This is a genomic window from Streptomyces sp. VTCC 41912, assembly GCF_045799175.1.
Taxonomy (GTDB): Bacteria; Actinomycetota; Actinomycetes; order Streptomycetales; family Streptomycetaceae; genus Streptomyces; species Streptomyces albulus_C.
This window is the reverse complement of record NZ_JBJMAB010000063.1, coordinates 1-20,644: the sequence shown is the minus strand read 5'-3', so window position 1 is coordinate 20,644 and position 20,644 is coordinate 1. Positions and strand designations below refer to the sequence as shown.

Annotated in this window: 17 protein-coding genes; 3 read left to right on the top strand and 14 right to left on the bottom strand. The window is 73.6% G+C overall.

What is annotated here, in order from left to right; translation table 11 throughout:
- Positions 1-37: 37 nt before the first annotated feature.
- Positions 38-1,489: an ATP-binding protein gene (locus ACJ6WD_RS39720; protein ID WP_037634516.1), complete on the top strand. Its 1,452-nt coding sequence runs from the start codon at positions 38-40 to the stop codon at positions 1,487-1,489.
- Positions 1,486-3,093, top strand: a complete 1,608-nt coding sequence (locus ACJ6WD_RS39715) for a type VI secretion protein (protein WP_407617660.1) — start codon at positions 1,486-1,488, stop codon at positions 3,091-3,093. Before ACJ6WD_RS39720 ends, ACJ6WD_RS39715 begins: the two co-directional genes overlap by 4 nt.
- 17 nt (positions 3,094-3,110) lie before the next feature.
- Here the strand turns inward: ACJ6WD_RS39715 and ACJ6WD_RS39710 are convergent, their stop codons facing one another.
- The 14 genes from ACJ6WD_RS39710 to ACJ6WD_RS39645 form a co-directional block, all read right to left on the bottom strand.
- Positions 3,111-3,947 (bottom strand): thioesterase II family protein, encoded by an 837-nt coding sequence (locus ACJ6WD_RS39710; RefSeq protein WP_376446974.1) that lies wholly within the window; start codon positions 3,945-3,947, stop codon positions 3,111-3,113.
- The gene (locus ACJ6WD_RS39705) at positions 3,937-4,755 is read right to left on the bottom strand and encodes an SDR family NAD(P)-dependent oxidoreductase (protein WP_407617659.1); all 819 of its coding nucleotides are present in this window, start codon (positions 4,753-4,755) and stop codon (positions 3,937-3,939) included. Before ACJ6WD_RS39705 ends, ACJ6WD_RS39710 begins: the two co-directional genes overlap by 11 nt.
- A gap of 10 nt (positions 4,756-4,765) precedes the next feature.
- Positions 4,766-5,512, bottom strand: a complete 747-nt coding sequence (locus ACJ6WD_RS39700; protein ID WP_233661914.1) for a 3-oxoacyl-ACP reductase family protein — start codon at positions 5,510-5,512, stop codon at positions 4,766-4,768.
- Positions 5,513-5,643: 131 nt separating this feature from the next.
- Positions 5,644-8,547 (bottom strand): aminotransferase class III-fold pyridoxal phosphate-dependent enzyme, encoded by a 2,904-nt coding sequence (locus ACJ6WD_RS39695; protein WP_331249975.1) that lies wholly within the window; start codon positions 8,545-8,547, stop codon positions 5,644-5,646.
- Between the two features lie 13 nt (positions 8,548-8,560).
- Positions 8,561-9,955, bottom strand: coding sequence for a beta-ketoacyl synthase N-terminal-like domain-containing protein (locus ACJ6WD_RS39690; RefSeq protein WP_376446976.1), 1,395 nt, complete (start codon positions 9,953-9,955; stop codon positions 8,561-8,563).
- Positions 9,945-11,222, bottom strand: a complete 1,278-nt coding sequence (locus ACJ6WD_RS39685) for a beta-ketoacyl-[acyl-carrier-protein] synthase family protein (protein ID WP_376558710.1) — start codon at positions 11,220-11,222, stop codon at positions 9,945-9,947. Before ACJ6WD_RS39685 ends, ACJ6WD_RS39690 begins: the two co-directional genes overlap by 11 nt.
- Positions 11,219-12,400, bottom strand: coding sequence for a beta-ketoacyl synthase N-terminal-like domain-containing protein (locus ACJ6WD_RS39680; RefSeq protein ID WP_407617658.1), 1,182 nt, complete (start codon positions 12,398-12,400; stop codon positions 11,219-11,221). The genes ACJ6WD_RS39685 and ACJ6WD_RS39680 overlap by 4 nt, the downstream gene beginning before the upstream one ends.
- On the bottom strand, positions 12,397-13,743 hold the full coding sequence (locus ACJ6WD_RS39675) for a beta-ketoacyl-[acyl-carrier-protein] synthase family protein (protein WP_233661910.1): 1,347 nt from the start codon (positions 13,741-13,743) through the stop codon (positions 12,397-12,399). Before ACJ6WD_RS39675 ends, ACJ6WD_RS39680 begins: the two co-directional genes overlap by 4 nt.
- A gap of 57 nt (positions 13,744-13,800) precedes the next feature.
- Positions 13,801-14,379, bottom strand: coding sequence for an acyl carrier protein (locus ACJ6WD_RS39670; RefSeq protein WP_407617657.1), 579 nt, complete (start codon positions 14,377-14,379; stop codon positions 13,801-13,803).
- A gap of 753 nt (positions 14,380-15,132) precedes the next feature.
- Positions 15,133-16,368, bottom strand: a complete 1,236-nt coding sequence (locus ACJ6WD_RS39665; RefSeq protein WP_407617656.1) for an NAD(P)/FAD-dependent oxidoreductase — start codon at positions 16,366-16,368, stop codon at positions 15,133-15,135.
- A 3-nt stretch (positions 16,369-16,371) separates the two neighbouring features.
- Positions 16,372-16,563, bottom strand: a complete 192-nt coding sequence (locus ACJ6WD_RS39660) for a ferredoxin (protein ID WP_016573854.1) — start codon at positions 16,561-16,563, stop codon at positions 16,372-16,374.
- A 166-nt stretch (positions 16,564-16,729) separates the two neighbouring features.
- Complete coding sequence (locus ACJ6WD_RS39655) at positions 16,730-17,917, bottom strand: cytochrome P450 (RefSeq protein ID WP_044376844.1); 1,188 nt, start codon at positions 17,915-17,917, stop codon at positions 16,730-16,732.
- Positions 17,918-18,054: 137 nt separating this feature from the next.
- Entirely contained in the window at positions 18,055-18,699 is a 645-nt protein-coding gene (locus ACJ6WD_RS39650) for a TetR/AcrR family transcriptional regulator (protein WP_233661906.1), read from the bottom strand.
- Positions 18,696-19,721 carry a saccharopine dehydrogenase gene (locus ACJ6WD_RS39645; protein ID WP_233661920.1) on the bottom strand — a complete coding sequence of 342 codons (1,026 nt, stop codon included), beginning with the start codon at positions 19,719-19,721 and terminating at the stop codon, positions 18,696-18,698. Before ACJ6WD_RS39645 ends, ACJ6WD_RS39650 begins: the two co-directional genes overlap by 4 nt.
- 146 nt (positions 19,722-19,867) lie before the next feature.
- On the opposite strand from ACJ6WD_RS39645, the gene ACJ6WD_RS39640 reads away from it, so the two are divergent.
- The gene (locus tag ACJ6WD_RS39640) at positions 19,868-20,548 is read left to right on the top strand and encodes a 4'-phosphopantetheinyl transferase (protein WP_407617655.1); all 681 of its coding nucleotides are present in this window, start codon (positions 19,868-19,870) and stop codon (positions 20,546-20,548) included.
- Positions 20,549-20,644: the final 96 nt, after the last annotated feature.

Sequence of the window (20,644 nt, the reverse complement as noted above, 5' to 3'; positions counted from 1 at the left end):
CGCCGCTTAAGCCCTGGGAGGCGCGTACGCCATGGCCATGTTCGATCCGCTCGGTGCCCTCACCGAAGCCTTCACCAGCTTCCTGTTCGGGAAGGTGGAGTCGACGCGGCTGCCGGTACGCACCTCCACCGGCCAGGCGCAGGCGGTGTACCTGCCGACGGCGGCGCCCGGGCTCGGCGACTCGGGCGTGATCATCGGGCGGGAGGTGTACTCCGGCAAGGGCTACATCTACGACCCGTTCCAGCTGTACGGGCAGCAGTTGCCGGCGCCGCACTGGCTGGTGCTCGGCGAGTCCGGCAACGGCAAGTCCGCGCTGGAGAAGACCTACGTGCTGCGGCAGCTGCGGTTCCGCGACCGGCAGGTGGTGGTGCTGGACGCGCAGGGCGAGGACGGCGTCGGCGAGTGGAACCTCATCGCCCAGGAGCTGGGGATAACGCCCATCCGCCTGGATCCGACCGCGGCCCTCAACGGCGGCATCCGCCTCAACCCGCTCGACCCCTCGATCACCACCACCGGCCAGCTGGCCCTGCTGCGGACCATCATCGAGGTCGCCATGGGGCACGGCCTGGACGAGCGTTCCGGCTTCGCCCTGAAGGTCGCGCACGCGGCGGTGCTCACCCAGTACGAGGAGCCGGCGGACGGGACGCCGCGCCCCGGCCGGCAGCCGGTGCTGTCCGACATCGTCGAGCAGTTGCGGCACCCCGAGCCGGCCTCCGCGGAGGCGATGAACGTCGACATAGACGACGTCCGCGCCTGGGGCCTGGACGTGGCGCTGGTGTTGGACCGGCTGGTCGACGGTGACCTGCGCGGGATGTTCGACGGGCCGACCACGGCCGGCATCGACCTGGACGCGCCGCTGATCGTCTTCGACCTCTCGCACATCGACCGGAACTCCATCGCGATGCCGATCCTGATGGCGATCGTGGGGGTGTGGCTGGAGCACACCTGGATCCGGCCCGACCGCAAGAAGCGGATCTTCCTCGTCGAGGAGGCCTGGCACATCATCAACTCGCCGTTCGTGGCGCAGCTCTTCCAGCGGCTGCTGAAGTTCGGCCGCCGGCTGGGCCTGTCGTTCGTGGCCGTCGTGCACCACCTCAGCGACGTGGTCGACGGCGCGGCGGCCCGGGAGGCCGCGGCGATCCTCAAGATGGCGTCGACCCGGACCATCTACGCCCAGAAGGCCGACGAGGCCCGGGCCACCGGTCGGGTGCTCGGGCTGCCGCGCTGGGCGGTGGAGATCATCCCGACCCTGACGCCCGGCATCGCCGTCTGGGACGTCAACGGCAACGTGCAGGTCGTCAAGCACCTGATCACGGAGGCCGAACGGCCGCTGGTCTACACCGACCGGGCGATGACCGAGTCGTCCCCGCTGCCGACGGACGAGGCCCGTTCGCTGGCGCTGGCGGCGGACGCCGAGGCCGAGGCGCGCGCCGAGGCCATCGCACTGGAACGGCAGTTGCGCAACGAGTCGAGCGAGACGGTGGCGTGAGGCACGGATACGACGAGAGCGGCCGCGGCGACTACGACGACGAGCGGGGCCACGGCGGGCCCTACGCGCGCGGCGGCGGCCGCGGTGGCCGGCCGCGGGGCCGGGGCGTGCCCGACGGGCTGCTGGTCGGGCTGATCGGGTTCCTGCTCGGGCTGACCCTGGTGGTGTGGACGGCGACCGGCCTGGGCGGGCTGCTCGCGCACGGCGGCTGGCCGTCGGGGGTGACGTACACCGGGACGCCGCTCGCGCTGCGGCACCTGATCACCGCGCCGCACGACGTCGCGGCGGCGTGGCCGGGCACCCCGAAGGGCGAGCTGTCGGGCTACGGGCTGTTCTGGGGGCTGTTCGTCGGCGAGCTGATGGTGCTGCTGGTGCTGGCGATCTTCGCGTTGGGCACGCTCACGCGGTACCGGGCCGTCCGGGCGGCGCGGCGGGCCCAGCGGCGGGCGCCGGGCGCCGGGGCGGGCCGGCCGGCGGGGGCGGAGACCGCCGCGCCCGCAGCGGCGCCGGCGGCCCCGGTGCCCACGCCGGCGCCGGCCGTCCCCCAGGTGCCGGTCGCGGAACCGCCGCCGGCCGCCGGCCCGCTCCCGGAGCAGCGCGGCACCGCCCCCGCCGCCGGGCCCGCGGTCGCCCCCGTGGTCGTGGCCGCCCCGGCCGTCGCGCCGGAACCGACGCTGCCGCGCGTCGAGTTCGGCAGCGATCGGACCCTCACCCGGGCCGCGGCGCTGGCCGCCGCCACCGCCGCCCCGGGCCCGCTGGTCCTCGCGACCACCGATCCCGCGCTCTGGGCCGAGACCAAGGACGCCCGCGCCAAGCTGGGCCCGGTGCTGGCCTACGACCCCGCGCACCGCCTCGACACCCCGGCCCGGCTACGCTGGTCGCCCACCGCGGGCTGCGAGGAGATCGGCACCGCGGCCGCCCGGGCGGCGGCGCTGCTGGCCCCGGTCCGGCCGGCCAGCGCCCTGGACTCCGCCGTCGCGGACGCCGCGCAGACCCTGCTGCGCTGCTGGCTGCACGCCGCCGCGCTGGACGGCCGCCCGTTCCGCCAGCTGCACCGGTGGGCGCACGCCGCGGGCGGCGCCCAGGAACCGGTCCGGATCCTGCGCACCGACGCCAAGGCGTCCGCCGGTCAGGCCGGCGAGCTGGAGTCGGTGCTCACCGCGCATGCCGAACGCCGGGAAATGGCCAAGGAGTTGGTCGGCCGGGCGCTGGCCGCGCTCTCCTCGGTCCACATTCGCGACGCCAGCAATCCGCTGCGATCGGATGCCCTCGTTCTCGAATCTTTCGTCGCCGAGGGGGGAACGCTGTACCTGGTGGGCGAGTCCATCGAGGACCCGCGCACCGATCCGGGTGCGATGCCGTTGCTCACCGCACTCCTCTCGCACGTGGTCGAGCACGGCCGCCGCATGGCCGAACGGTCATCCGCCGGTCGGCTCGACCCACCACTCACCCTCGTCCTGGACGACGTCGCGGCGCTCGCCCCGCTGCCCGCGCTGCCGGGCCTGCTCCAGACCGGCCAGGAGCGCGGCCTGCTGACGTTGGCCACCATGCGCTCCCGGGAGCAGGCCCGGGCCCGCTGGCCGCAGGACTTCGCCCCGGCCTGACGCGGCCCGTCGGGGCGCTACCCGACCGCCACCGGCACCGGGCGCGGCGGCGCGGAGACCAGGTGGTCCGCCAGCTCCGCCCAGTGCCCGGTCAGGTAGAAGTGGTCGCCGCCGGGGAAGACCCGCAGCCGGAAGCCGGCGCGGGTGCGCGCCTGCCAGGCGGCGGCGTCCGCGACGCCGACCAGCGGGTCCCGGTCGCCGGTCAGGACGGTGACCGGGGTGGCCAGCGGCGGCCCGGGCCGGTGCCGGTAGGTCTCCACGGCCTTGTAGTCGCTGCGGACCACCGGCAGCGCCATGGCCAGCACGTCCCGGTTGTCCAGCAGCCGCTGGTCGGTGCCCCGGGTGTGCCGGATCTCGTCGATCAGCCCGTCGTCGTCCCGCAGGTGCACGGTGCCGCCGGGGACCCGGGTCGGCGCCCAGGCGCTGGAGACGACCAGGTGCGCCGGGGCGCGGCCGTCGCGCTCCAGGAGCCGGGCCACCTCGTACGCCACCAGGGCGCCCATGCTGTGCCCGAGCAGGACCAGCGGGCCGTCGGGCAGCGCCGTCAGGGCCCGGTGGGCGCCGGCGGCCAGCGTCCGCAGGTCCTCGACGCGGGCCTCCCGGATCCGGTCGTTGCGGCCCGGGTACTGGACCGCCAGGACCTCGTGGGGGCGGTCGCCGACGCTGCGGGCGGCGACGGCGGTGGCGAGCGGCCGGTAGGTGCCGGCGCCGCCGCCCGCGTGCGGGAAGCAGACCACCCGGGCGGCGCCGGCCACCGACTGCGCCGGGCCCGGGCGCAGCCGCCGCAGCCACGGGTCGGCGGCGGGCGCCGACCGGGGCCGCGGGAGGGTGACCGCCGGGGCGTCACATGCCACGGGTGTAGCCCCCGTCGACCGTGAGGGACTGCGCCGTGATGGCGGCCGCCCGGTCGGACGCCAGGAAGCCGATCAATTCGGCGGCCTCCCGCGCCTCGACCAGCCGCCGCAGCGGGATGGACTTGCGGGCCTGGCGCAGCATCCGTGCCGGGTCCGCGCCGATCTCCTCCGCGGAGGCGGCGATCTCGCGGCGCAGCATCGGGGTGTCGATCCAGCCCGGCAGCACGGCGTTGACGGTGATGCCGCGGGCCGCCAGGTCCAGGGCGAGGCCCTTGGTGTAGCCGATCAGGCCGTGCTTGGAGGCGCAGTAGGCGGTGTTGCGCATCTTGCCGGCCTTGCCGAGGATCGACGAGACGTTGACGATCCGGCCGCCGTCGACGAGGTGTTCCAGGCAGGTGGCGGTGACCGCGAAGGTGCCGTGCAGGTTGATGTCCAGTACCCGCAGCCAGGTCTCCTCGTCGTCCGGGCCGTTCTCGTCGGCGACGCCGGCGTTGTTGACCAGGATGTGCAGCGGTCCGGCGGCGCGCAGTGCGGTGCGCAGTGCGCCGCGGACCGTCGCCCGCTCGCGCAGGTCCACGGCGAGCGGGGTGACCTGCGCGCCCAGTCCCTGCACTTCCTTGGCGACGGTCTCCAACTGGGCGGCGTCCCGGTCGAGCAGGAGCAGCCGGGCCGCGCCGGACTCGGCCAGCAGCAGCGCCACTTCGCGGCCGATGCCCTGGGCGGCGCCGGTGACCACCGCGGTCCGGCCGGCCAGCTCGCCCGCCGCGGGGCCCGTCACGGGGGTGTCGAGTGCGTCGATATCGCTCATGGTCGGGCCCTCACGCCATCTTCAGGCCGCCGTCGACGTGCAGTACCTCGCCCGTGGTGTAGGTGTTGCGCGGGCTGGCGAGGTACGTCACGGCGTCGGCGATGGTCTCGGGTTCGGCGTACTTCTTCAGCAGCAGCCGGCTCATGATCTCTTCCTCGCCGTGGGCGCGGATGGTGTCGGTCATGTCGGTGTTGATCACGCCCGGGGCGACCGCGTTGACGAGGATGTGCCGGGAGGCCAGCTCGACCGCCATCGCCTTGGTGAAGGACTCCAGGCCGCCCTTGGCCGCCGCGTAGTTGGACTGGCCGCGGCCCGGCTTGGAGGCGGCGGACGAGGAGACGTTGACGATCCGCCCGTAGCGCTGGCGCAGCATCGCGGGGGCCACCGCCTGGACGGTGAGCATCGGGGCGACGAGGTTGGTGCGCAGCACGTCCTCGATGTCCCGGAGGCTCTGGTTGACCAGCAGTTCGTCGCGGGTGATGCCGGCGTTGTTCACCAGGACGTCGATCCGTCCGAAGGAGGCGCGGACGCCGGAGACCACCGTGTGCGGCACCTCGGGGTCGGACAGGTCGCCCTGGAACAGCTCGACCTTGCGGCCCAGCTTGGTGATCTGCTCGGCGACCTGTTCCGCCTCGGCGGTGGCGGAGCGGTAGTTGAGGGCGATGTCGCAGCCCTCCTCGGCCAGCTTGACGGCGATGGCGCGGCCGATGCCGCGGCTGCCGCCGGTCACCAGTCCCACCTGACCTGCGAATTCCATGAGCTGACGGGTCCTTTCGAGGGTGGTCGGTCGGGGCGCGGGCCCCTCGGTCCGGGCGCCGCACGCGGCGGGGGCCCGCGACGGGTGGCGTGCGGCGCCCGGGGGCTCGCCCAGCGGTGGCCGGGGCGGGCTCACACCGAGTGGGCGCTCTTGTAGTCGGCCAGCCGCAGCCCGTGCGCGTCGGCCAGGGCGGCGATGTCGAGGACCTGCTGGCGGCTGATGTTCCCGTAGGAGTAGTGCCGGTCGATGCCGGCCAGGCCCATCAGCGCGGTCTCGGCCATGCAGGCGAAGAGCTGACCGGCCTCCAGGAAGGCCCGGGCCGAGGGGTGCAGGCTCTCGCCGTGGGGCGTGGCGACGATGCCGCCGAGCATGTACGCCAGGTCGGGGCGCTGCACGGTCAGGTCCGGCACCGCGTTGTTGGGGACGGCGATGTCGCAGACCACCGCGTCGGGCGCGAAGTGCTCGCCGGTCAGGAACGGCTCGGGGCTGTTGGACGCGCACAGCACCAGCTGTGCCTCGCGGAGCGCGTCGCCGTCCTGGGTGACGGTCAGGAACGGGTCCTGGCCGTACTGCTCCTCCAGGTGGGCGGCGATCGCCTTGCCGCGGTCCGCGGCGTCCTCGCCCTCGGCGGACGCCCCGTCGGCCAGCCACTTGGCGATCAGCGGTTCCTCGGCCAGCCGGGCCGGGATGCCGGTCAGCTCGCCGCCGGCCGCGATCCGCGCCCAGCACTCCTGGTAGATGCCGTGCACGGTGGCGCGCAGCCGGCGTGCCGAACCGTCCCGGCGGCTGCCGACCAGCACGATCTTGCTGAGCTTCTCGGCGAACAGCTGGCTGTAGACGGAGGCGATGTTGCCGGCCGCGCCGACCACCGCCAGCGTGGCGTCGGCGACCGCGAAGCCGCGGTCCTGCGCGCCGCGTTCCATGGCCCGTACGCCCATCGCGACGGTCAGCGCGTTGCCGGAGGTCAGTGCGATGCCCGGGACGTTGAGCGAGGTGCAGTTGTGGGTGACGATCGAGGTGTACATGCCGAGCCCGGCGACCTCGCAGCCGTCCTCGCGGGCCGCCTGCACCCGCTCCTCGACGTCCGCCCGGATGCCGGCGACGTCCCCGGACGCCAGGTAGCGGCCCATCTGCTCGGAGCCGACCATCAGCGGGTAGAGCGCGAACTCCACGGCGCTGCCCAGCGGCGAGTCGATCCGCACGCCCGGGTAGGGCGCCGCCTTCTTCACCGGGTCCATGCCCAGTACGAAGGCGCGCAGCGCGGCGTCGCTGAAGTCGGCCAGCGCCGGGTCCACCTGCCGCAGGTGGGCCGGGGTGATCAGGTGGTTGACGAACGCCACCTTGCGGACCGGGCCGGTGACCGGGCGCGGCTCGCCCTGCTCGTAGCCCTCGACGGCGCCGCGGAAGTCGCGGATCTCCGCCCGCGGCTTGGGGATCGTCCGGTCGCTGGCCGGGTGGACCAGGTGCAGGGTGTCCTCGTAGCGCAGGATGCGGCAGAGCCGGTCGAGGGCGCCGCGCAGCCGCTCGATCTCCTCGTCGGTCAGGAAGACGGACGGCTGGATGCGCAGCACGTTGCCGGCGCTGCCGGTCGGTGCGATGCGGATCCGCTCCTGGCGCAGCAGGTAGCCGGAGAGGAGGTAGCCCAGCGCCCCGGTGTAGGCGCTGCCGCGCAGCACCATGGAGCGGGCCTCGCCCTGGTCGCGCAGCTGGACGCCGAGGAACAGGCCCTTGCCGCGGATGTCCTCGATGACGTCCGGGTAGGCCGACTTGAGGTCGGCCAGCATCTCGACCAGCCGCTCGCCGCGCTCGGTGACCTGCCGGTACGCCTGGCCGTCCGCGTCCTCCAGCATCTCGACGACCTTGCGGGCGACGGACGAGGAGAAGTCGTCCATGGCGAACGTCGAGCTGTGGATCAGGTCGAACTCGCCCTGGTACAGCGAGCGGCGCACCAGCATCGCGGAGATCTTGGCCAGGCCGCCGCCGAGCGACTTGGACAGGGTGTAGTAGTCGCCGCGCAGCCCGATCAGCGAGCTGGCCAGGAAGGCGCCGCAGCGGCCCATGCCGCTCTGCACCTCGTCGATGATCAGGGCGGTGCCGACCTTGTTGCAGAACAGCCGGATGGCGCGGCCCTGTTCGGCGGTGAGCGCGTGGATGCCGCCCTCGCCCTGCACCGGCTCGACCATGAAGGCGGTGATGGCCGGGAAGTCCCGTTCGACGATCCGCACCCGGCCGTCGGCGAGTTCGGCGTCGAGCAGCACCACCCGCTCGTCCTCGGCGATCCGGTCCAGCAGCTCCGGCTGGTCCATGGGGACGAAGCGGACCCGGGTGCCCAGGTTCTGGAAGGGGGTGCGGAAGCCGGCGTTGTAGGTGAGCTGGACGCTGCCGACGAGCTTGCCGTGGAAGGACCGCTCCAGGGCCAGGAAGAGCGGCTTGGTGGCCAGCGCCGCCGCGTTGTGCGCGCCGATCGCGGCCAGCAGGCCGTCGATGTCGGCGGTCGGGGCGACCTGTCCCTGGAGGGCGGGCAGTTGGTGGGCGTCCGGGTCGACGGTGGCCGCGCCGCGGCGGACCGCGTCCCGGGCCGCCTGGAGGTGGGCGGCGGTCTCCTCGGCCAGCGCCGCCGCCTTGGTCACCCGGACCAGCTCGGCGTGCTTGACGGCCGCCTCGACGGCCTCGGCGCCGCTGTTGCCGAAGGTGGCCAGGTACGGCTCCTTGATGCCGGTCTCCCGGCGGACGACGTCGCTGAGCGCGGCGCCGAGCCGGCCGGCCTCGCCGCGCAGCGAGAACTGGGCGTGCACGGCCCGGTTCTGGTCCAGCAGCTCCTTGGCGTGCGCGACGATCTCCGGGTGGTTGTGGCCGAAGATCAGCGAGCCGTAGCCGCCCATCAGGTCCAGGACCGGCACCAACTCGCCCTGCTCGTCGCGGTGGTAGAGGGTGTTGCCCTCGGCCCGCTCGTACTCGACGTCCAGCCCCAGGGCGGTGAACACCCGGCCCATCTGGGGCTGTACGAATTCGGTGAAGGCTGACGTGGCTGACATTGCTGGTGGTCTCCTAGGCGAGGTGCGGCCGCTTGGCGAGCAGTGCTCCCGCGAACCCGTTGAAACTGCTGTGCAGGCTGAGGACGGAGTCGATGCGGCGCTTGCGGGCCGACCCGGTGACGAAGTCGGTGCCGTCGTCCGGCGGGGTCGTCAGGTGCGCGATCGGCGGCAGCTCCCCGGTGGCGAACAGGCTCGGGGCCAGCGCCAGTTCGGCGAGCGGTCCGGCGGCCCCCAGGGTGCCGGTGACCGGCCGTACGGAGCTGACCGGCACGCCGCTGTCCTTCAGCAGCGCGCGCAGCAGCTCGGCCTCGGCGGCGTCGTGCTGGACGGTGCCCTTGCCGTCGGCGAGGACGGCGCCGAGAGTGTCCGGCGTCACCCCGTGCGCGGCCATCAGGCCGCGGGCGCTCTCGGCCAGCGCGGCCGGGCCGACGCCGCTGTCCACGGCGGGCCGCAGCGCCGCGCCCAGCACCTCCACCAGCGGCCGGGCGCCGCGCGCCGCGGCGTCCCCGGCCCGCTCCAGGACCAGCGCCACCGCGCCCTCGGCGAGCACCGTGCCGTCCCGTTCGGCGTCGAAGCTGCGCAGCGAGGCGGCGCCGCGGCCGCCGGCGGTGAGGTGCCCGGCGCGGTACTGCGCGGCCAGCTTCAGCGGTTCGTTGTAGCTGCCGGCGCCGACGACCAGCGCGGTGTCGCAGGCGCCCTGGCGGAGGCTGAACGCGGCCCGCTGGAGGGCGCCCAGCGAGGCCCCGGCGTCCTGCACGAACGCCGCGCAGTCGCCGCGGAACCGCTCGGCGATGCTGACCAGCGCCAGGGTGTTGTTGTTCAGCGCCCGGATGACGGTGAACGGGTTGAAGGTCGCGGCGTTGCCGAACGCCTCCGCCACCACCCGCGTGAGGTCCGCGCCGACCTGCGGCGAGGTGTCGGTGCGGGCCCGGTTGAGGGCCTTGTGGAAGGCGGCCACGCTCAGTTCGGTGGAGTCGTCCTGCGCGACGTAGAGGCCGCGCCGCTCCTCCGGGATGGCCTGCCAGCTCTCGCCGGCCTGCCGCATGGCGTCCTCGGCGGCCAGCACCGCGTTGAAGGTGAAGCCGGTGCCGAACTTGCGCAGCTTGTGGGGGACGCTGTCCCGGCTGGCCTGCTGGAGTTCGGCGGGCACGTGCCCGAAGTGGGTGATCTTCTTCGTCCGGACGTAGGGGTCCTGGTAGGGCGTGAGCGCGGGGCGCGCCTCGCGCCAGGCCGTCCACAGGGCCTCGGGCCCGCGCCCGGTGGGCAGCACGGCGCCGATGCCGGTGACGACGATCGCGTCGGGGTCGAAGTCCGGGCCGGGGGCCGGGCCGGAACCGGCGCCGTCGGCGCCGGGAAGGAGGTCGTCGCGCACCGCGGTGTCGGCGCTCGAAACGATGTCAGTGCTCATAACCACGCACCACCAGACTGGCGTTGAGTCCGCCGAAGCCGAAGGAATTGCTCACAGCCACCGACACCTCCCGGTACCGCGCCTTCTCGGGCACGTAGTCCAGGTCGCAGGCCGGATCCGGGTTCTCCAGATTCAGCGTCGGCGGCACGATGCCGTCCCGTACGGACAGCACGGTGGCGATCAGCTCGGGCGCGCCGGCGGCGGCGATCAGGTGCCCGAGCATCGTCTTGTTGGCGGTGACCGCCAGCTTCCGGTAGTGCTCGCCGGCCGCGAACACGTCCTTGATCGCCCGGGTCTCGATCGGGTCGTTGAGGGGGGTGGAGGTGCCGTGCGCGTTGATGGAGTCCACCGCGTCCGGCGCCACCTGGCCGTCCGCCAGCGCCCGGCTCATCGCCAGTGCCGCCCCGTGCCCCTCCGGGTGCGGGGCGGTGACCTGGTGGGCGTCCAACGAGGTGCCGAAACCGACCAGTTCGGCGTAGACGGTCGCGCCGCGCCGCCGGGCGCTCTCCTCGCTCTCCAGGACCACCATGGCCGCGCCCTCGGCGGCCACCAGCCCGCTGCGGTCCCGGTCGAAGGCCCGGCACAGCCGGTCCCCGAACAGCTCGGAGGTGGACGGCGCGCCGAGCAGGTGCAGCCCGGTCATGGTCGGCAGGTTGAGCACCGAGTCGGCACCGCCCACCACCATCGCGTCCACCTCCCCGCGGCGGATCATCCGCAGGCCGTGGCCGATGGCGTGGGTGGCCCCGGCGCAGGCGGTGGAGAAGTTCAGCGCCGGGCCGCGCAGCCGGTGCCGGGCCGCGATCCCGGCGGCCAGCGCGTCGTTGGTGCAGAACAGGCCGCTGGCCCGGTCCAGTTGGTCGCGTCGCCCGAAGAGCGTCTGCCAGCTGGGCCGGCCGTCCTCACCGATCGCGTGCAGCAGCTCGTAGGGGTCCCGCTCCGGCACGCCCGAGCCGACCGCGGTGCCGATCCGGCCGACCGCGCCCGGCCCGTCGATGCCGGCGTCGGCGAGCGCCTGCGCGGCGGCCGCCAGCCCGAACCGGGTGCGCCGCTCCAGCGGCCGGTCCGGGTCCGCCTCGGCGCCGTGGCGCGCGGCGAACGCGGCGTCGTCGACCGGTGCCGCGTAGCGCACCGGGAAGTCCGCCACGCCGGGCAACTGCCAGGCGCGGATCGCGGAGCGGCCCGCGGTCAGCCCCTCCCACATGGTCTGCCAGTCGAGCCCCAGTCCGCAGACGGCGCCCAGTCCGGTCACCACGACCCGGCGGCTCATTTCTCGGCTCCTTCCAGTACGACGGCGCACACCTGGCCGCGTGCGCCGCAGGCCAGCACCAGGGCCCGCGGGGCGGGCAGCGCCTCCTCGCGCACCGCGTCACCGTCGGCGACCAACCGCCGCCCGGACGCCAGGCCGTGCAGCGCCAGCAGCGCGTGCGCCAACGGGTGGGCGGGCCCCAGCACCCCGGTGGCCCGTTCGCTGGTGACGTACGCCGGCCGCGGCGCGGCACCCGCGAAGACGCGGTCCAGCGCGGCGCTCTGGGCCCGTGCGCCGTCCACCGTCCAGGCGGCGTCGGGCAGCACCCAGCCGATCCCGTCGGCGTCCGTGCCGGCCGTCTCCAGGGCCGCGTGGACGGCCTCGGCGATCGCCTCGCTCCGGTCCTCGGCACCGGCGCCGAAGGCCCGGCCGTAGCCGGCCAGTCGCGCCCCGGGGGCCCCGGAGGCAGCCGCGGAGCCGGTGGCGCCGTCGGCCGGTTCGGCGAGCAGGAAGGCCGCACCCTCCCCGGGCACCGCCCCGTTCCACCCCAGCTCCTCGTACTGCGCGAAGAGCAGCGGATGCACCTTGGGGCTCACCGCTCCGACCAGCGCCGCCTCGTTCTCGCCCTCGGCGACCGACAGCGCCCCGTCGATCAGTGCCGTCAGTCCGGCGTCGGAGAACGGCGAGTACGCGGCCATGGCCCCGGTCAGCCCGAAGACCGCCGAGACGTGCGCCGCCGCGGTGCTGTTCAGGTGCGACAGCCCGCTGAACGGCGGGACCTCCCGGCCGTAGAGCGCGGCGACGTCGCCGGGCGAGCCGGCGACCTGGTGCAGCCGGTCCAGGGCGCCGAACCGCAGCAGCTCCTCGTCCACCGTGGGCAGTCCCAGGTAGAGCCCCCAACCGGGGCCGCCCACCGTGCCGCGCTCCGTCGCGCCGGCCAGTGCCAGCCGCGCCCCGTAGAGCGCCATCCGGGCCTGCTTCTCCGAGGTGCGCAGCACCCTGCGGTGCACCCCGAGGGTGGCCGCGTCGGGGTCGTCCACCAGGAAGGCGGTGTCGAACTCCGGCCACGGGCCGGCCAGCGCCTCGGCCGGCCGGCGGGTGTCCTTGCCGGCGACCAGGGTCTCCCACAGGTCGCCGGGGTCGGTGCCGGCCGCGGTGTAGAGCCCGGGCGCGGTCAGTCGCACGTCGCGCGTCGTCATGGCCGCGCTCCCCCGGCCTCGGCCAGGATCAGCGAGCAGTTCTGCCCGCCGAAGCCGAAGGAGTTGGACAGCACCGCGGTGACCCGCGCCGGACGCCGCTCGGTGACCACGTCCAGGCCGCTGGTGACCTCGTCGGGTTCGGTGAAGTTGAGCGTCGGCAGCAGGGTCTGCCGCTGGAGGCTGAGCACCGACAGCACCGCTTCGGCCGCCCCGCTGTTCGCCAGCGAGTGCCCCATGGCGGACTTGTTCCCGGTGATCGGCAGGTGGGCCGCCCGCGCCCCGAAGACGGTGTGCAGGGCCGCCGCCTCACAGGTGTCGTTGGCCTCGGTCGAGGTCCCGTGGGCGTTGACGTGGTCGATGTCCTCCGGGGCGAGCCCGGCGTCGGTGAGCGCGGCCCGCATGCACTGGGCGTAGTCCGCGCCGTCCCGCGAGCTGGACGTCATCTTCACCGCCTCGGTCACCCCGGCGTACCCGGCGACCGTGGCCAGGATGCGGGCGCCGCGCGCCTCGGCGTGCGCCCGGGACTCCAGGACGAGGAAGGCCGCGCCGTCCCCGATGACGAAGCCCGAGCGGTCCTTGTCGAAGGGGCGGCTGATCTGCGCCGGGTCCCGCCCGTCGGCCGGGGCGAGCGCGCCCACCCCGTAGAAGGCGGTGACGGAGGTGAGCGTGGTGAGGCTCTCGGCGCCGCCGGCGAGCGCCACGTCGAGGGTGCCGCTGCGGATGTAGCGGTAGGCGCTGCCGATCGCCATGCCGCCCGCGGCGCAGGCGTCGGCGTGGGTCTCCAGGACGCCGGCGGCGCCGAAGTAGTCGGCGAGCGCTGCGGTGGCGGAGTCCGGCTGGACCTTCTGGTACCGCTGCGGGTCGAGCCCGTCGGCCGCGTCGGGCGCTGCCGTGCCGTCGAGCCGCTCCAGGTAGCCGTCCAGGTCCAGCGCGCCGGCCTCGTGGTCCACGTGGTCGGCGAGCGCGGTCAGTTCGGCCGGCTCCATGACCATGCGGTTGCAGGCGAGGAAGACGCCGCCGCGCTCGGAGTCCAGCCGCCGCGGCAGTCCGCTGCGCTGCCATGCCTGGGCGGCGGCGTGCCAGGCGAGGACGCCGGCCGACCCCAGCGGTCCGGCCTCCTCGGGCACCGCGTCCGCGAGTTCCTGCCGGACCGCGGGGTCGATGTGCGCCGAGACGGCGCAGGGGACGCCCCACTCCTTGTGGAGGGGGTGCTCGGTGATGAGCGTGCGTCCTTCCGCGAGGTGGTCGAACAGCGCCTCCGGGTCCGTGAGTTCTCCGGCGACCAGGCCGATCCCGGTCACCACGACCTCGTGTTCGGCCCCGTTGGGTATGTGGGGTGTCACTTGCTTTCCTTTCGCACGACTCGTACGAGCGACGCCTGCCGCACCGGCCCCGGGCGGTCAGCCGACGGGCTGGGCGTGCCCGATGGCGACGAGCGCCGCGCGGACGCCCTCGGCCATCACCTCATCGCCGGTGGACGCCTCCAGCGCGGCACCGCAGCCGGCGCAGATCGCCTTGCCGGACGCGGCCAGTTCGGCCTTGTCGGCGCCGCACTCGGTGCAGGTCTCGGGCAGGTGGTCGAAGAGGGCGAGGGTGAAGGCGGCCCAGTGCGCGCTGGTGGCGGCCGCGGCGACCTCGTAGGGCCGCTGGCCGGCGTGGACCTGCTCCGCGGAGTAGCCGAAGGCGCTGCGGCGCAGCACCTCGGCGGCCAGTTCGGTGATGCCGCCGCGCTCGTCGTAGAGCTGCTCGGAGCCGCCGAGGGCGGTGGCGAGCTGGTCCAGGACGTTCGACTTCGGCAGCGCCACGCCGAGCTTGGTCTCCATTTCGAAGCGGAATTCGACCAGGTCCAGGGATTCCGCGCCGAGGTCGGCGACGAGGGTGGCGTCCGGGGTGACCTCGTCCGCGCCGGTGCCCAGGACCTGGGCCAGGCCGTCCCGCACGATGTCCTGGATCTGCTCGGCCTCGTAGGGGTTCTGCATGTTTCTCTCCTCGTTTTTGAGCACTCTGAACACCGCCGTCGACCAGCCAAGGAAAATCCCGGAAAACGGCAGCGGAAATTACCTGACGGTACGTTTCCGGCCCGCTCGATCCGGCGCCAAAAGGTCGCGGGGCATCACGTTTTCACGATGCCGAAAACCCGCCCCGGAAACCTTCTGTGAATTCGTTCAGAATTCCCGGTGACGACCGCAGCAATCGGCTGCCGTTCGGTGAAGAGTGTGGTTGGATTGCCCGCCCAAGGCATGACAAGTCGCCACTGAAGCGACCTTCTCAGCTCGCGAGCACAAGAGAAAGGGAAAACTTCCGGATCTCAGGAAGTCCCAGTTTCAGACGCCTTCGAAGGCGGTACACATGATCTATCCCCCGTAGCAAATGATCCCCCGACACCTGCTTGCACAAGAACAGGCTCTTCTTGGCGGCGATCACCACGTCGTGACGCACTCGCAAAGCCCGTCCCGCCTCTCCCGGAGGCGCGATAAAAACGTTACCAGAGCCGTCCTGAAGCGTCACCCGTTTGTGCGATAGGTCACGTGACCCAGAGAGCCCCAGAAGGGGTCAACCATAAATGTTCCGTGGTAATGGAAAACTTAACGCGCCATTCACACTGGCCGGGTTTACTGTCCCGTCCGGCGCCACGAAGGGTTACCACCGGTAAACCGACCCGCAGGTCACCTTTTTACCGCCACGCCCTCGCCTTCCGGCCAGCGGCCCGCCCTCGCCACGCCCGGACCGGCTCACCCCACGGGCCCGCCACCGGCCGCCGGCTCCCCCTGCGACACCTGCTCCTCCTGGAGCCGCCGCGCGTAACCCGCCAGCCGCTTCCCCAGGTTGACGCTCACCGCACCGACCAACCGGCCCCGCCGGTAGTGCGCCTCGACCACCTTCTCCGCACCCGGCTCGCCCTCCTCGGCGACCACCCGGTCCCCGGTGCCCGGCAACCCCACCGACTTGATCCGCAGCCCGAACGCCGACGTCCAGAACGACGGCACGTGCACGTACGGCTCGGCCGCCGCCGGCCCCGCCAACAGGTTCCGCGCCGCCAACTCCCCCTGCGCCGCCGCATTGCTCCAGTGCTCCAACGGAACCGGACCGTCCCCCGACCGCACCGCATCGCACCGGGCCACGTCCCCGGCCACCACGACCCGCGGATCGACCACCCCGGCCACCCCCGCGCCCCGCGCGAACAGCCGCTCGTCGCAGTGCACCCGCCCCGCCGGCAGCGCCAGCCCCGCCCCCCGCAGCCACCCGGTCGCCGGCTCCATCCCGATCGCCACCACGGCCACCTCGGCCGGCAGCACGCTCCCGTCGGCCAGTTCGACCCCGTCGACCCGCCCGGCCCGGGCCCGGAAGCCCGTCACCCCGGTGCCCAGCCGCAGCGCGACCCCGGCCCGCCGGGCCGCCTCCGCCACCACGCCCGGCACCGTCCCGCCCAGCACCCGCAGCGGCGACCCGAACGGCTCCACCAGCGTCACCCGCACCCCGAGCCCCAGCCCGACCAGCGACGACGCCAACTCCACCCCGACGAACCCGGCCCCGACGACGACCACCTCACGCGCCCCGCCGTCGATCCGCGCCCGCAGCGCCCGGACGTCGTCCAGCCCCCGCACGGTCAGCACCCCGGCCGGCGCCTCCCCGGGCCAGGCCCGCGCCTGCGCCCCGGTCGCCACCACCAGCCCGTCGTACGCGAGCTCCGCACCGTCGGCCAACCGCACCCGGCGCCGCTCCCGGTCCAGCCCGACGGCCGCGGTGCCCCGGACCCAGCGGGCGTCGCACTCCTCGACGCCCGCCAGCCGGATGTCGTCCGCGGTGAGCGTCCCGGCCATCACCTGCTTGGTCAACGGCGGCCGGTCGTAAGGGAGTTCCGCCTCCGCCGACACCACGGTCAGCGCTCCGGAAAACCCCCGCGCCCGCAGCGCCTCGCCGGCCCGGACGCCCGCCAGGCCCGCGCCCACCACGACGACCTCGCGCAAGGCTCAGGCCCCTTCGACCGAGATCGCCCGCACCGGGCAGGCCCGCGCCGCGGCCGCCACCTTGCCGGCGAGCTCCGGCGCCGGGTCCGGCGCGACCACCAAGTGCTCATCGTCGTCCAGCGCAAAGACCTCGGGCGCCACCAGGGCGCACTGCCCCAACCCGTCGCACAGCGCGTAATCGACCGTGATCTGCATGGCTGATTCCCCAACTCCCCTGTGAACGACCCACCTCGCGCCGCGGGCGACAAGCCCGCGACCCGCCCCGCCCACGGCCGACGGACGCCCCTCGGGCCCACACCGCCGACCGCCCCGAACACCCTCACACCGGCACCGGCATCACGCCGGGACCGCCGTCACGGCATCACGCCGTCTCCCGCGCGTACCGCAGCGGCAGCTCCTCCAGCCCCCGGATCGCGTCCGAGGCCAGCCACCGCACCTCCGCCCGGGACACCCCCAACTCCAGCGTCGGGAAACGGTCCAGGATCTCGTTCAGGGCGATCGTCGCCTCCTGCCGGGCCAGCCGCTGCCCCAGGCAGAAGTGCGGCCCCATGCCGAACGCGACGTGCTGCGCGGTGGCCCGGCCGATGTCGAAGGCGTGCCCGTCCTCGCGCACCTCCACGTCCCGGTTGGCCGCGTTCAGCAGGAACCGCACCAGCTCACCCTTGCGGATGGTGACCCCACCCGCCTCGATGTCCTCCAGCGCCACCCGGTTCACCGTGGTCATCGCCGACCCGCGGAACCGCAACGCCTCCTCCACCGCCTGGTTCACCAACGACCGGTCCGCCCGCAGCGCCGCCAGCTGCTCCGGATGCGTCAGCAGATCGTGCAACGCGTTGGCCAACAGGTTCGTCACCGTGTCGTGCCCCGCGATCAGCAACACCGCGGCGAACGACGACAGTTCCTCGTCCGACAACCCGGTCCCGTCCTCGAACCGCGCCGCGATCAGCTCACTGAGCAGATCCTCCGTCGGCTGCTCCCGCTTGGCCCCGATCAGCCCGATGCAGTACGCGAACAGCTCGCCCGCCGACGTCTGCATCGCCTCCAGCGACGGCGCCGCGGAGATGTCCATCGCCCACTTGCGGAACGGGTCCCGGTCCTCGCCCGGCACCCCCAGCAGATCGCAGATCACCTCCAGCGGCATCGGATAGGTGAACGCGTCGATGAAGTCCACCGTCCCGCTGTCGCCCAGCTTGTCCAGCAGTTGCCGGCTGATCTCCACGATCCGCGGCTCCAACTGCCGCACCGCCTTCGACGCGAACGCCGCGCTCACCAGCCGCCGGTACCGGGCGTGCCCCGGATCGTCCTGCTCCAGCAGCATCACCTGCAGCCCCGGGACCAGCGCCCCGTGCGGCGCGTGCGTGTGCACGTCGTTGGACAGCCGCGGATCGCTCAGCAACTCCCGGGTCAGCCCGGCGCCCAACACCGTCCAGGTCTCCTGCTGGTTCAGCTGCCGGGTGCGGATGATCCCGTGCTGCGCGGCGAGCCGCGCCAGCTCCCGCTCCAGATCCGCGGTGGCCGCCAACTCGGCAAGATCGATTACCTCGGACATGACGCATTCCCCCTACGTGTGCCACGGATGACGGGCCGCCGGCCCACGCCGCGGCCCGCACGCCACGCCGTGGGCCGACCGGCCCCGAGAAACCCCGCCCCGGACGCCAACGGCCGGCGGCTGGTACGCCCCGGACCTCAGTCCCGGAGCAACTGCACTGCCTGCTGGGCGAGTTGGGTATCCATCGCGCCCGACCGGCTCCCGGCGATCCCCGACCGCATCAGGGCCGCCCCCTCGACCAACGCCACGAACGTCTCGGCCCGCGCCCGACAGAGTTCGGCGGACCACTCCGGCCGCCCCTGCTGGACGAACGCCTCCACGTGGGCCACGTACTTCCGGTAGAACTCCCGGACCACCGCGGCGATCTCGTCGTCCCGCGCCGCCAGCGCCCACACCTCGACGTACAACCGGACCAGCTGGGGGTCCTCCTGCTCGGCGAGCACCACCGCCACCACTTCGGCGGGTTCCGCCCGGCCGCCCTCCGGGACCTCGATGACCGACGGGTCCTCGCGGCCCAGCCGCAGCCCCGTCGTCTCCGCGAGCCGGTCCAGCGACCGCTCCAACGCCCGCTCCAACACGGCCTTGATCAGGTCCGCCCGGGTCGGGAAGTAGTGCTGGAGGTGACCGACCCGCACACCGGCCTCACCGGCGATGGCCCGCAGGGACGCGTCCGCGTTGCCCTTGGCGACCAGCACGGACTCGGCGGCGTCCAGCAGACTCGTCCGCCGCAGGGTGCCCTGCCGCGTCAGCTGCGGCTTACCGCCGTCTTTCTCCTCGCTCATGACACCGTGACCTCGACCCCTGCCTTCTCCAGCGCGGAGACGACGTCCTGCGGCACCGGCGTCATCTCGGGGAACACCACCCCGGTGGGCGCCTCGGCGCCGTCCGCACCCAACACCCGACGCAGACCCAACAGCCCGCCCAACGCGGTGAGGTGGGCCTGACCGGCCACATCCTTGATCACCGCGGTACGCCGCTCGCCGCCCCGCCCGCGGACGTCGATCCGCAGCAGCGCGGAGCCGCCCTCACCCGGCGAGTACAGCATCGACCGGCGGGTCTTCTCGAACGAGTCGCCCCGCCCCCACCGGAAGAACCCGGTCTTCTTCAACGCCAGCAGCGTCGACGTCGACGAGTTCGCACTGAACCCGATCCGCGTGATCGCGGTGTCCAGACCCAGCACCAGCGGCAGCGTGAACTGCTCCGGCGTGTCGATCCGCGCCACCTTCGTCCGGTGCTCGCCGATCTCCACGAACCCGGCGTCGCTCAACGGCATGACCATCTGCCGCTGCCCGTTCTCGGTGACCTCGTAGTCCAGCCCCAGCCGGTCCATGAACTCCACCGAGTCCGTACCGGCCCGGTCCTTCAGGTCGTACCGGATGGCGATCCGCGCCTCGGCCGCACCGCCGAGCTCCGCCGCCAACGCCGCGGTGACCAGCGCACTCACGCCGCCCATCCAGCTCGACGACAGCAACACCGGCGCCTTCGGCGGATGGACCGCCGCGAGTGCCGTGGCCCGCTGCAACCGCGCCGTCCACCGCGTGATGTCGACGTACGGGACACCCCCGCGGAGGGCGGCCAGCATCACCCGGTCGTCCGGGTCGTTCACCGTGCTGATCACGGCCCGGACCCGCGCCGAGAACGGCTCCGGGTCACTCAGGTCCCACCGCCGCACCTCTGCCCCGACCTCGTCGGCCAGCGCCTGCCCCTTCTCGGGCGTGCGCCCGGTGAGCAGTAACGGCCACGAGGGCGCGGCGAGCCGGGTCAGATCGCCACCGACGGTCCCGTAACCGCCGACCACGAGCACCGGACCATTCACATCAAGCTGGAGGTCATCGTCCACGGAACCGACACTAGGTCACGCGACCTAGAATCTCAACGCCCGTCATTGTCGTCCCCGTCACATAGAGTCGTCACCCCACCCACCGCCTACTACCGTCGCCGCCCCAGGAGTTGAGCCACCGCATGCTCGTCGAGCACGTCCTGCCCCCGCACGCCGTAGGCGAGGACGCCCTCGGTGACCCGCCCGCCGACGCCCCCACCGGCCTCTTCCCGGTCGAGGAACGCGAGATCGCCCGCGCCGGCGAGAAACGCCGCCGCGAATTCACCACCGCCCGCCAGTGCGCCCACCGCGCCCTGGCCCGCCTGGGCCTCTCCCCGACCCCGCTGCCCCCGGGCCCCACCGGCGCCCCGGCCTGGCCCCCCGGCATCACCGGCAGCATCACCCACTGCGACGGCTACCGCGCCGCCGCCGTGGCCCGCACCGCCGACCTCCCCCACCTCGGCATCGACGCCGAACCCCACGCCCCGCTGCCCCCGGCCGTCCGCGACGGCATCACCACCCCCGCCGAACGCAGCCACCTCCAGGACCTCGCCGCCACCCATCCGGACGTCCCGTGGGACCGCCTCCTCTTCAGTGCGAAGGAGTCCGTCTACAAGACCTGCGCCCCGCTCGCCCCCCGCCCGCTCCAATTCGAGGACGCCGAGATCACGTTCTCCCCCACCGCCCGCACCTTCACCGCCCACCTGCTCCTGCCCTGGCCGGCCGGCGTCCCCGCCCCCGTCGTCCTCGGCCGCTGGCACACCTCCCACGGCATCCTCCTCACCGCGGCCGCCCTGCCCCGCCCGGCCTGATGAAAGACCATTTTCCGGAAACGCAAAAAAGCCTCGTTCCCCGAGTCGAAACTCGGGGAACGAGGCTTTATCAAAATTTGTTCGGCGGCGTCCTAC